Here is a 12,465-nt window from a genome sequence, read left to right as displayed (position 1 = left end):
TATTTTCATACGAATGAATAGAAAAGAGACAAAACAAAAAGCATTGAACATACTCAATGCTTTTTACAACATAACACTAGATTAAATTTCCATAATAATTGGAAGAATCATCGGTCTTCTCTTAGTTTTTTCATATAAGAATTGATTTAATGATTCACGAATGCTCAGTTTAATTGAAGACCATTCTATAGAGTGTTCTTGCATACTGCGTTCTACGATGTTTGATACAACCTTAGTCGCTTCTCCGATTAGTTCCTCAGATTCTCTTACATATACGAATCCTCTTGTGATAATTTCAGGACCTGAGGTTATCTGCTTTTTCTGCTTATTAAGTGTTACGACTACAATTAAAATACCATCTTGTGATAATAATCTGCGGTCTCGAAGAACGATATTACCAACATCACCAATCCCTAAACCATCAATCAAAACATTCCCTGAAGGTACTTTTGCACCAGTGTAAACATTCTGTCCTTTGAACTCTACTACTTCTCCTTTATCAACTAAGAAGATATTTTGAGATTCAATACCAACTTGTTTTGCTAGTTTTTCATGAGCCTTTTGCATTTTAAATTCGCCATGAATTGGTATAAAATATTTTGGTTTTGTTAAATTAAGCATCATTTTTAATTCTTCCTGATGCCCATGTCCCGAAACATGTATTTGTTTTTGTCCAAAAATCACATTGGCTCCTGCTCTACTTAATAGATCAATGGTTTTAGAAAATACCAGTTCATGACCCGGTATAGGTGTTGCAGCAATTAGAACAGTATCTCCATCTTTCACATTCACCAATTTATGTGACTGCTTAGCCATTCTAGATAAAACAGCAAGTGGATCGCCATGGTTACTTGTTGTTAATATGGCCACTTCATTTGATTCATGTTTATTAATTTCATTTACGGAAATAATGAGTTCTTCTTCAACAGAAATGTAGCCAAGACTTATCGCTAAATTTAGTATATTATTCATATTTTTTCCAACAACAGCTAATTTACGATTGTTTTTCACTGCCGCATTAATTACTTGTTGAATTCGATATAAGTTTGAAGCAAAAACAGCAACTATTACTCGTCCATCAGCATTGTACATAACATCTGAAATTTCTCCACCTACTCTGGCTTCTGAACCAGAATAACCTGGTCTTTCCGCATTTATACTATCAGATAGTAAGCATAAGACACCGTTTTCACCTAACTTAGCAATTTTACCAATATCCATATGACTATCAGCTACTGGTGTTTGATCAATTTTAAAATCTCCAGTATGAATAATTGCTCCCATAGAAGTTTCAAAACTAATTCCTACTGAATCTGGAATACTGTGATTTGTTCTAAAAAACGAGATTTCTGTACTTGGAAATGACAAAATCGTTTCATTATCAATTTCTTTGACAAACACAGATTGTCTCATACGATTTTCTTTTAACTTTTCTCCAACCAGAGCCAAAGTAAGCTTTGTCCCATAAATTGGAACACTTAAATTATTCAGTAAATAAAAGATTCCACCGATACTTTCATCATGACCGTGTGTTAAAAAGATCCCCTTTATTCTTTCTTCATTTTCCTTAAGGTAAGTAATATCCGGTATAACCATATCGATTCCTAACATACTATCTTCTGGATACATTAAGCCGGCATCAATAACAAATATGTCAGAATTAATTTCAACAACAAACATATTTTTTCCGACTTCTCCTACTCCACCTAAAGCAATTAATTTTATATTTTCTGTTTTTTCCATGAAAATCCTCCCCACTGAAGTACCCGTTCAACGTCACTTAGAAATATTATAACTGATGAAAGAATTGGAATACAAGGAAATTTTCGCCGTATAATATATGAGTCTTTTTTCAACATGCATAAATAAGTTAATTTAAAAGGATAAAAAGTTTACTAAAGGAAAAAAAAGAAGAGACACCTGAGTAAGTTTTTATTCTTACCTCAAGCATCCCTTCTTCTATTCTTATCTTAGGTTTTTATCAATAACATCCATTAATTCGTTTCGTTCCAAACTTGTTAACGGTAATAAAGGTAAGCGTACTGATCCAACATCCAAGCCTTTAACTTGAAGTGCTGTTTTTACTGGACTAGGGTTTGGAGCAGCAAATAGTTGTTTCATAATTGGTAATAAAGTACGATGCTGTTCTGCTGCTTGGGCATGATCACCATTTTCGAAAGATGAGATCATTGCTTGCATTTCGTTCCCAATAATATGTGAAGCAACGGACACTACACCATTCCCTCCTATTGAAAGGGCTGGTAGAGTTAAACCGTCATCACCAGTATATAGTGCAAATTCAGCGTCCGTTTTTGAAATTATTTCGGCCATAGCATCTAAATTACCGCTTGCTTCTTTTATTGCTACGATGTTTGGAATTTCCGATAACCTTACAATTGTATCTACAGTCATGTTAATCACACTTCTACCAGGAATATTATATAACATTACTGGCAGCTTTGTAGATTCTGCTATTGTTTTAAAGTGCTGATATAAACCTTCTTGACTTGGCTTGTTATAATAAGGAACAACAAGCATAATAGCATCTACACCAGCTTCTTCAGCTTGCTTCGTTAACTTAATGGAAGCTGCTGTATTATTGCTGCCTGTTCCAGCGATAACAGGAACTCTACCATTAACTTCTTTAACAGAGTGTTTAATTAGTGCAAGTTTTTCCTCAGTACTTAAAGTTGGAGATTCACCTGTTGTACCCGCAATAACTAATGAATCAGAACCGTGATTTATAAGGTAATCAATCAATGTTGATGTTTTTTGAAAATCAATATTTCCATTTTTATCAAATGGTGTTACCATTGCTGTTGATACTTTACCAAAAAGACCCATTCTTACCTTCACTCCTTATGTTGCATTCTGCCGTAAAATGCTTCAGCGCTTTATTTCCTTTTGAGCCAAGGAAATTCCCAAGCATTTTTCTCTCTTTTTATTCTGATAGATCAAAAGCATCATGTAAAGCATTGACCGCTTTAATCATATCTTGTTCTTTTACAAGGACCCATATTGTTGTATGGCTATCTGCAGATTGCAGAATTTGTATTCCTTGTTCTGATAAAGCTGTTACGATTTTTGAAGTTACACCTGGAACCCCCATTATACCAGCTCCAACTGCAGATACTTTTGCACAATGGCGGTTAACGATAGGTTCATACCCTAACCCCTCAAGTATATCAATTGCCTGATTAGTTACTACATCTGTAACAGTATAGATCACTGATTTAGGTGTGATGTTGAAGAAGTCGACACTGATTCCTTCTTTTGCCATTGCCTTAAATACTTCTGTCTGCACATCATAATGTCCTTCTTTAGCTGCTACTTTTATTTGAGTTACATTAGAAACATGAGCAATTCCGGTAATAAGGCTTTCATGAACATCACTGCCTTTTTTAGCGGAATGATTTGTCGTAACTAATGTTCCTGTTGATTTTGAATAAGTGGACCTAACTCGAATTGGCACCTCTGCTTGCATAGCAATTTCCACTGCGCGAGGATGGACTACTTTTGCTCCTTGATAAGCAAGATTTACAATTTCAGTATACGTGACTTTTGTCAAAGGCTTTGCGTTCTCAACAATACGAGGATCTGCTGTCATTACCCCTTCAACATCTGTAAAAATATCCACATATTCAGTACCTAATGCTGCACCAAGAGCTGCTGCCGAAGTATCACTGCCTCCTCTTCCAATCGTCGTGGTATCTCCACTTTTTATGGACGCACCTTGGAATCCAGCCACAACGATTACATCTTGATTAGCTAGGATACCTAATAATCGCTCACAATCCATTTCCAGTATTTTTGCATTTGTATGATCGTCATTTGTCACAAATCCAGCCTGTGCTCCAGTTAGGGAAGTAGCTTTAATCTTATTTTGATTTAAGAGGCTGGAAAAGACAATTGAAGAAATAACTTCACCACAAGAAAGGAGCATATCTTGTTCTCTTTTAGAGATGTTTTCAATATTTCCATAAACTAAGTCTAAAAGTGTGTCAGTAGCATAAGGATCGCCACTTCTACCCATGGCCGATACGACTGCCACAACTTTATAGCCATCATTTAATGCATCTTTAATATGCCCAAGAGCCATTTGACGACCACGATCATCTTTGACGGATGTTCCTCCGAATTTTTGAACTATAATTTTCAAGTGTAACACCTCTACTATAGACGTGAGAGAAGAGAGCTGGCAATCCGCCATGCTCTCTTCCTATAAAGGTTAAACTAATTGTAATTTAACTAAACTTTCAGCGATTTGTACAGAATTCCATGCAGCACCTTTTAATAGGTTATCAGAAACAATCCACATGTGGAAACCATTATCACGGTCTAAATCTTTACGAATTCTGCCTACGAAAACATCATTTTTTCCAACACAATTTGCCGGCATTGGATATAGCTGCTGAGATGGATCGTCTTGAAGAGTAATTCCATCTGAATTTTTCAGCAACTCTTTTAGTTGTTGTGCTGAAACATCCTGAGAATCAACTTCAACATAAACAGACTCAGAGTGACCAGTTTCAACAGGTAATCTTACGCAAGTTGCAGCAACATGCAACTCTGGCATAGTCATAATTTTCTTCGTTTCGTTAATCATTTTCATTTCTTCAAATGTAAATCCATTTTCTTGGAACTTATCAATTTGTGGAATCGCATTAAAAGCAATCTGATAATGCTTTTCATCACTACCTACAGGCAGAATTTCCGGAGTAAATTCTTCCCCGTTTAAAATAGCTTTTGATTGTTCCTTTAGTTCGTTAATGGCAGCTGCACCAGCTCCTGAAACTGCTTGATATGTTGATACAATTACTTTATTTAAGCCATACTGCTTACGAATTGGTTCAAGAAGTACAACCATTTGAATTGTTGAACAGTTTGGATTTGCAATAATTCCGTTATGATTCTTTAAAGCTTCTTCATTTACTTCAGGTACTACTAAAGGTACATTTTCATCCATTCTATATGCACTCGTATTGTCTACAACAATTGCTCCTCGTTTTACAGCTTCTGGAGCAAATTGCTTAGATACACTTCCACCCGCACTGAATAACGCAATTTGTACGCCTTCAAAGCTTTCTGGTGTTGCAACTTGAACCGTATATTCTTCATTCTTGAACATTACCTTTTTACCGGCAGAACGCTCTGAAGAAAGCAAAGTTAATTTTGAAATTGGAAAATTACGTTGTTCTAAAGTATGAAGCATTTGTTGCCCTACTGCTCCTGTTGCTCCGACTACTGCTACATGATAACCTCTTGCTTCCATTTAACACTAGCTCCTTCCAGCTATATCTTGATACTGTATATAGCTTCAAATCTTTTACGTATTATTCTATCACATTAATTGTCGAATGGATTAAAAATTTATGATTCTTTCATTGAATTGTGCAATTAATTCTCTAAATCACGGAATTTTTCTACAACTACTGGTTGATATTGTTTACCTTCTAAAGCTGCTACTACAGTATCTAACAATGATTCCATTCTTGCCACCATTGAATTTGGCTTTTTATCTGGCATATCCTGACCAAATGGAATAAAGTAGATATCTTTTGTTGCCATAAGACGCATTAAGTTTACACCATTTAGTCCTAATGCATCATTTGTAGAGATCCCAAGTACTACAGGACGATGAGTCCGAAGAGTAGCCTTAGCAGCCATTAATACAGGAGAGTCTGTTAAAGCATTGGCAAATTTACTCATGGAGTTACCTGTTAATGGTGCAATAACCATACAATCAAGTGGCAATTTTGGTCCTAGTGGCTCTGCCGCCACAATTGAGTCAATTACTTTATTGCCAGTTAATTCTTCAACTTTCTCTACCCATTCTCCAGCTTTACCAAAACGTGTAGTTGTATTTTTCACAGTATGAGAGACAACTGGTATAATGTCAGCTCCTTCATCCATTAATGACTTAATTTGTGGATATACCTCTTCATATGTGCAGTGAGAACCTGTCATTCCAAATCCAATTCTTTTTCCTTCTAATTTCATGAAGAAGACCCCTTTCCATCTATTTTTAACTCACCCAAAAGTTGTGATAAAACATTTGCAACAATTTGCCCGGCTGATTTAGGTGCAACGATTCCTGGCAATCCTGGAGCCAATAATGCTTTAATTCCCCGTTTTTCTGCATACCGGAAATCAGTTCCCCCTGGCTTAGATGCCAAGTCTACAATTAACGTGTGTGCTGGCATATTTGAGATTACCTTTGCTGTGACTAATAAAGATGGAATCGTGTTGATACAAACATCAATGTCTTTCACTTCTCGTTGAATATCGTCAATATGAAATGGTGTAAGGCCCATTTCTGTAATTCTTGCTAGATCTGCTGTATCTCTGGCACCTACTTTAACTTTTGCACCTAATGAGGCAAATGTTCTTGCTACACTCATTCCGACTCTCCCTAACCCAAGGACTGCTATGGTTGAGCCATGAATTGTGATATCAGTATGCTGAATGACCATCATAATTGTTCCTTCTACTGTAGGTATTGAGTTATATATAGCAACATCATCTCGTTCAAATAATTGAATTAATTTTCTATTTGTTGAACTTACAAGGTTATCTAAATATGAATTTGAGATGCCGGAATATATCGTACAATGAGAAGGCGTTTGTTCTAGTAATTCTTCTGATAAAACAACTTCTTCATTTGAAAATACAGTATCTACGACCCCCTCATTATTCGTACCGGGGATAGGTAAAATAATGGCATCTATTTCATTAAATTGAACCTCATCTATCTTGACTTTTGTAGCACCTGTAAAACCATGATCAAGCTGATCAAAACCGATGAGCAAAAGCTTTGCATCAAGTTCAGTCAATTTACGGATAACTTCTAGCTGCCTTGCATCGCCACCGATTACAGCTACATTTAATCCAGTTAACATGTCGAAAGTTCACCTTCTTTTTACATGTGTTTCTAATTTCTTTTTTAAATCCTAGGATAACTTACTTCAACATACTATGTAGAAATAGTTGTATGGGTGAATAAACAGAAGAAATTAAAGAAGAGTCTTTTTATATGACGGAGATAGAAGAACCTTAAAGGAAATAGTAAGTTTCAAAACAAAAAAACGATTGGCATCACACCAATCGTTAACAGTTAAGATTCAATATTTTCAATTTGCTCATCTGGGATATCAAGAATAATCATATCTGTTCCGATCTTTTTAATATGCTGCCAAGGAACTCGGATTTCTTGTCCTTGCTTTCTTAAGCCAAACCATTTTAGCGAAGGAATAATTAATGTAGTTATTTGACCAGTTTGCTCATTAATTTCTAAATCAGTTTGACCAAGTACTCCCAAGCGCTCAGCACGCTTAACATCTACAATTTCTTTTCCACTTAATTCACTCAATCTCATGTCCATTCCCCCTTAATATATCTTATCAATGGACCTCATAAAAAAATGCCTACAATTATGAAAAATAGTAGGCATTTTTTGCTTCAATTAAGATTTTAAACTCTCCGGGAGTGTTCCATCAGGACTTATTAATGCTACAGAATAAGAATCTGTAAACACCTGGTTAGCTAAAGTATTAACACTTTCTTCAGAAACCTCATTTACTTTGTCAATGATTGAATCTAATGAACGGTGATAGCCTAGTAAGAGCTCGTTTTTACCATTTCTGCTCATTCTACTATTCGTACTCTCAAGACTAAGCATTAGGCTTCCTTTCATTTGTTCCTTACTGTTTGCTAATTCTTTTGCAGTAATTCCATCTGCTTTTAAAGTTGATAATGTTTCCTGAATTGTTTCAAATAAAACATTTAATTGATTACTTCCTGTCCCACCATAAATTGTAAGAAGTCCGTTATCTTCATAAGAAGAATGGTAGGAGAAGACAGAATACGCAAGTCCTTTTTGTTCACGTACATCTTGGAACAAGCGACTGCTCATACTTCCACCTAATATATTATTTAATACAATTAAGCTATATATATCATCATGACCGACTTCTAGACCATTGTAACCTAAACAAAGATGTGCTTGTTCCGTATCCTTTTGCTTGGCTAATTTCTGATCCATGAACGTCGGCTTTCCGATTTCGTGTTTTTGAGCATTTGTTTCATAAGAACCAAAGAATTTCTCAACTTCTTTAATAAAACCTTCAGATACATTTCCTGCAACAGAAACAACAACATTTTCAGGAGTATAGTGATTGTTCATATACTCTCTTAATGTATCACCATTAAAAGATGCAAGAGTTTCTTCAGTTCCTAAAATAGGATAACCTAGAGGATGATCACCATAAGTAGCTTTACTTAAAATATCATGTACAATATCATCAGGTGTATCATCGTACATTTTAATCTCTTCATAAACAACATTCTTTTCTTTTTTTAACTCTTCCTCATCAAATGTTGAGTTGAAAAACATGTCTGATAACACATCAAGCGCATAGTTAGCATGGTCATCAAGTACTTTTGCATAATAACAAGTATATTCTTTAGAAGTAAAAGCATTAACTTGACCACCAATGCTATCGAATGACTCAGCAATTTCACGAGCTGATCTTGTTTTTGTTCCTTTAAAAAACATGTGCTCTAAAAAATGGGAAACTCCGTTTATTTTTGGCTCTTCATTACGGGAGCCTGTTCCAATCCATACACCGATTGCAACTGATCGAACCGTCGGGATATTTTCCAATACAATTCTTACTCCATTTTGACAAGTATATTTTTTGATCAAAAAAGTTCCTCCTTCATGTTGCCATTCTTCCTAATTATCCTCATCTACATCTTTTGTTGATAACCTTTCCTCATTTACAAGCATTGATACAGATCCGAAGGAATAACCTTTTTGTTTAATTGATAAGATTAACGTTTCAAGGCTCTCAGATGTAGAGGAAGTAGGATGCATTAAAATAAGTGCTCCATTATGAACTTTATTCATTACTCTTGAAACTAACACATGTGGCTCTGGGCGCTGCCAGTCGATCGTGTCTACGCTCCACATGACTGTTTTCATGCTCATATCATTCGCAATTTTTACGACCTCATTTTTAAAGCTACCACTTGGGGGAGCAAACCAAGTTGGAGTAATATCAGTTACTGATTTTATCACTTCGTTTGTCTTCGAAAGTTGTTCTCTTATATTACCGCTGGATAATTGACTCATATCTGGATGTGAATAGGAATGATTTCCGATTTCATGGCCTGCATCTACGATCATCATTGCCATATCCGGATTTTCTTTTACCCACCTTCCTTCAAGAAAAAAGGTGGCCTTTACATGGTACTTATTAAGAGTCTCAAGCATATCAGGTATGTACTCATTTCCCCATGCTACGTTAATAATGAAAGACACCATCGGTTTATCGGGATGTCCACGATAAATTGGCTCAGCAGGTAAATCCTCTAAATGAACAGAAGGCTTGACTTGTCGGTATACAAGAAGGCTTTCATCAAAGGTTCCCTTTGCTTTCATCTTCTTGTAAGACTGATCTATATCCACCTCTAATCCATTATATCCAGGCGTAGCCTTCCATACTTTATGTACTTCCGCATTTTGAGCAGGAATATTGTATTCCGGTGCTTTTGCTGCTATTTCTTCATATAATTCGTCTTGATGTTTAGACACTGTTACACTAGCATGCTTTATTTGATCAACATATGAAGATGTAAATGGATTTTGTAAAAATCCGATGCTAACAATTAAGATTAAGGCAAATCCTACGATATGAATCATTTTCCTTTGCATTCAATATCCCCCTTTTCACTAAAAAATATGTAAAAAGGGGACAAGGTAGAACAAAAAACGGAATACTACAGTAACATCTTTGATCTTTTAAATCGAAAAAGAAGACCGGATACCCTGGCCTCCTTTATAGAATCAACCTTGCTGTTCTGGTTGATTTTCTTTTTGTTCTTTCAATACTGCTTTTCTAGATAAATTAACACGACCTTGTTTATCAATTTCAGTTACCTTAACTAGTAGCTCATCACCAATTGACACAACGTCTTCAACTTTTCCAACACGTTCCTCTGCAAGCTCTGATATATGAACTAAACCATCTTTACCTGCAAAAATTTCTACAAATGCTCCGAATTTTTCAATTCGTTTTACTTTACCAAGATATAGTTGTCCAACAACAACTTCTCGTACAAGATCTTCAATAATTTTCTTCGCTTTTTGGTTCATCTCATCATTTACTGATGAAATGAAAACAGTACCATCTTGTTCGATATCAATCTTAACTCCAGTTTCTTCAATAATTTTATTAATTTGCTTTCCGCTAGGACCAATAACATCTCTAATTTTATCTGGGTTAATTTTCATTGTTAAGATCTTAGGTGCATATTGAGAAAGCTCACCTTTTGGAGTAGAAATGGTAGCAAGCATCGATTTTAATATTTCCATTCGACCCTTTTTCGCTTGTTGTAATGCTTCTTCAAGTATTTCTCTTGATAGGCCTTCTATTTTAATATCCATTTGTAATGCCGTTACACCTTTATCAGTTCCGGCTACTTTAAAGTCCATATCACCAAGAGCATCTTCCATACCTTGGATGTCTGTTAAAACTGTATAGTGTTCTCCTGATTTTACAAGTCCCATTGCAATTCCGGCGACAGGAGCTTTAATAGGTACACCAGCGTCCATCATTGCTAAAGTACTTGCACAAATACTTGCTTGTGAAGTAGAACCATTTGATTCAAGAACTTCTGATACTAAGCGAACTGTATATGGAAAATCTTTCTCAGATGGAATAATTGGTTCTAACGCTCTTTCACCTAACGCACCATGTCCAATTTCACGTCGACCTGGTCCTCTCATAGGTCCAGTTTCACCAACGCTAAATTGCGGGAAGTTGTAATGATGCATAAAGCGCTTGGATTCCTCGATACCTAGTCCATCAAGAATTTGAACATCCCCCAACGCCCCAAGTGTACATATACTTAATGCTTGAGTTTGTCCTCGTGTGAACAAACCTGAACCATGTGTTCTAGCTAATAACCCAACTTCAGAAGACAGTGGGCGAATTTCATCAACACCACGTCCATCAGGTCTTACTTTTTCTTCTGTAATTAATCGACGTACTTCCGCCTTAACAAGTTTTGATAAGATTTGTTTAACCATCTTAATGGTGCTCTCATCAGCTTCTTGTTCCACATATTTCTCAACAACTTTGTTTTTTACAGCGCTTATTGCATCTTCACGAGCATGTTTCTCTTGAACCTGAATAGCTTGTAATAAGTCACCCTCTGCAAACTCTCGAATTTCTTTTTCAAGGTCTGCATCAAGATCAAATAGTTCAATTTCCATTTTTTCTTTTCCAACAGCTGCAGCTACTTCCTCTTGGAAAGAAATTAAACGTTTTATTTCTTCATGTCCAAACATGATAGCTTCTAACATTGTTTCTTCCGGAACTTCATCAGCACCAGCTTCAACCATATTAATCGCGTCTTTTGTACCAGCTACTACTAAATGAATATCACTTTGTTCTGCTTGTTCAACTGTTGGGTTTACGACAAACTCATTATTAATTCTTCCAACAGTAACACCCGCAATTGGTCCCTCAAAAGGAATATCAGATACACAAAGCGCTAATGAAGATCCAAACATAGCGGCCATTTCAGAAGAACAGTTTTGATCAACACTCATCACAATACTAATAACCTGAACTTCATTTCTAAAACCATCAGCAAATAAAGGTCTAATTGGGCGGTCAATTAATCGGCTGGCCAATATAGCTTTTTCACTTGGTCTTCCTTCTCTCTTGATAAAGCCACCAGGAATTTTCCCTACAGCATATAAACGCTCTTCGTAATTAACTGTTAACGGAAAAAAATCTAAAGGTTTTGGATCTTTTGAAGCGGTAGCAGTGCTTAAAACTGCCGTATCGCCGTAACGAATCATTACAGACCCGTTTGCTTGTTTTGCAAGCTGGCCGATTTCAACAGTAAGGTTTCGACCTGCCCAATCTATGGAGAACGTTTGTTTATCTTGTCCCATATATGTAAAACTCCTTCTCTATTTAGTCACGTTATGTAATAGTATGAACCAATTAAATTCAACATATCAGTGTAGTTTTTATATGTAACGATTTTTTATAGGAATCAAATTTAAATACACTAAAAAAGCGGGAAGAAATCCCGCTTTTTAGTAATTATCGACGTAAACCAAGCTTGTTGATTAACTCACGATAACGAGTTACGTCTTTATTACGTAGGTAAGTTAGTAAATTACGACGTTTACCTACCATTTTTAAAAGACCGCGACGTGAATGGTGGTCTTTTTTGTGAACACGTAAGTGATCATTAAGATTATTGATGTCCTCAGTAAGGATAGCAATTTGAACCTCTGGAGATCCAGTATCTGACTCATGTGTTTTATATTGAGCAATTAGTTCATTTTTACGTTCTTGTGTGATAGCCATCCTTTTCACCTCCTTATTTTACAAACCCCAATTACCGAGCAATCGTTGGTGAATCGATCTGCCAAGCAATGGT

At 35.9% G+C, this 12,465-nt stretch carries 11 protein-coding genes; all 11 read right to left on the bottom strand.

Going from position 1 to position 12,465, the window contains the following annotated elements; genetic code table 11:
- Nucleotides 1-81: 81 nt before the first annotated feature.
- Nucleotides 82-1,749, bottom strand: a complete 1,668-nt coding sequence (locus MVE64_RS23875) for a ribonuclease J (protein ID WP_379050908.1) — start codon at nt 1,747-1,749, stop codon at nt 82-84.
- A gap of 216 nt (nt 1,750-1,965) precedes the next feature.
- Nucleotides 1,966-2,844 carry a 4-hydroxy-tetrahydrodipicolinate synthase gene (gene dapA / locus MVE64_RS23870; protein ID WP_247341758.1) on the bottom strand — a complete coding sequence of 293 codons (879 nt, stop codon included), beginning with the start codon at nt 2,842-2,844 and terminating at the stop codon, nt 1,966-1,968.
- A 97-nt stretch (nt 2,845-2,941) separates the two neighbouring features.
- Nucleotides 2,942-4,159, bottom strand: a complete 1,218-nt coding sequence (dapG, locus tag MVE64_RS23865; protein WP_247341755.1) for an aspartate kinase — start codon at nt 4,157-4,159, stop codon at nt 2,942-2,944.
- Between the two features lie 69 nt (nt 4,160-4,228).
- On the bottom strand, nt 4,229-5,272 hold the full coding sequence (gene asd, locus MVE64_RS23860) for an aspartate-semialdehyde dehydrogenase (RefSeq protein WP_247341752.1): 1,044 nt from the start codon (nt 5,270-5,272) through the stop codon (nt 4,229-4,231).
- A 125-nt stretch (nt 5,273-5,397) separates the two neighbouring features.
- Nucleotides 5,398-6,000 (bottom strand): dipicolinate synthase subunit B, encoded by a 603-nt coding sequence (locus MVE64_RS23855; RefSeq protein ID WP_247341749.1) that lies wholly within the window; start codon nt 5,998-6,000, stop codon nt 5,398-5,400.
- Nucleotides 5,997-6,899, bottom strand: coding sequence for a dipicolinic acid synthetase subunit A (gene dpaA / locus MVE64_RS23850; protein WP_247341746.1), 903 nt, complete (start codon nt 6,897-6,899; stop codon nt 5,997-5,999). The genes MVE64_RS23855 and dpaA overlap by 4 nt, the downstream gene beginning before the upstream one ends.
- A gap of 215 nt (nt 6,900-7,114) precedes the next feature.
- Nucleotides 7,115-7,375, bottom strand: a complete 261-nt coding sequence (locus MVE64_RS23845; RefSeq protein WP_247341744.1) for a YlmC/YmxH family sporulation protein — start codon at nt 7,373-7,375, stop codon at nt 7,115-7,117.
- 87 nt (nt 7,376-7,462) lie between these two features.
- A complete protein-coding gene (locus MVE64_RS23840) occupies nt 7,463-8,704 on the bottom strand; it encodes a M16 family metallopeptidase (protein ID WP_247341742.1) in 1,242 nt (413 codons plus the stop codon).
- A 30-nt stretch (nt 8,705-8,734) separates the two neighbouring features.
- On the bottom strand, nt 8,735-9,715 hold the full coding sequence (locus tag MVE64_RS23835; RefSeq protein ID WP_247341739.1) for a polysaccharide deacetylase family protein: 981 nt from the start codon (nt 9,713-9,715) through the stop codon (nt 8,735-8,737).
- Nucleotides 9,716-9,847: 132 nt separating this feature from the next.
- Nucleotides 9,848-11,968 carry a polyribonucleotide nucleotidyltransferase gene (pnp, locus tag MVE64_RS23830; protein ID WP_247341738.1) on the bottom strand — a complete coding sequence of 707 codons (2,121 nt, stop codon included), beginning with the start codon at nt 11,966-11,968 and terminating at the stop codon, nt 9,848-9,850.
- Between the two features lie 154 nt (nt 11,969-12,122).
- Nucleotides 12,123-12,392, bottom strand: a complete 270-nt coding sequence (gene rpsO, locus MVE64_RS23825) for a 30S ribosomal protein S15 (RefSeq protein WP_026559305.1) — start codon at nt 12,390-12,392, stop codon at nt 12,123-12,125.
- Nucleotides 12,393-12,465 lie beyond the last annotated feature (73 nt).

The organism is Metabacillus endolithicus, from assembly GCF_023078335.1.
GTDB classification, from domain to species: Bacteria; Bacillota; Bacilli; order Bacillales; family Bacillaceae; genus Metabacillus; species Metabacillus endolithicus.
This window is presented reverse-complemented; position numbering and strand designations above follow the sequence as displayed.

Coding starts and splice junctions, on each gene's coding strand:
- dapA (WP_247341758.1), bottom strand. CDS start 2,844: ATGGGTCTTTTTGGTAAAGTATCAACAGCAATGGTAACACCATTTGAT.
- asd (WP_247341752.1), bottom strand. CDS start 5,272: ATGGAAGCAAGAGGTTATCATGTAGCAGTAGTCGGAGCAACAGGAGCA.
- MVE64_RS23855 (WP_247341749.1), bottom strand. CDS start 6,000: ATGAAATTAGAAGGAAAAAGAATTGGATTTGGAATGACAGGTTCTCAC.
- dpaA (WP_247341746.1), bottom strand. CDS start 6,899: ATGTTAACTGGATTAAATGTAGCTGTAATCGGTGGCGATGCAAGGCAG.
- MVE64_RS23845 (WP_247341744.1), bottom strand. CDS start 7,375: ATGAGATTGAGTGAATTAAGTGGAAAAGAAATTGTAGATGTTAAGCGT.
- MVE64_RS23835 (WP_247341739.1), bottom strand. CDS start 9,715: ATGCAAAGGAAAATGATTCATATCGTAGGATTTGCCTTAATCTTAATT.
- pnp (WP_247341738.1), bottom strand. CDS start 11,968: ATGGGACAAGATAAACAAACGTTCTCCATAGATTGGGCAGGTCGAAAC.
- rpsO (WP_026559305.1), bottom strand. CDS start 12,392: ATGGCTATCACACAAGAACGTAAAAATGAACTAATTGCTCAATATAAA.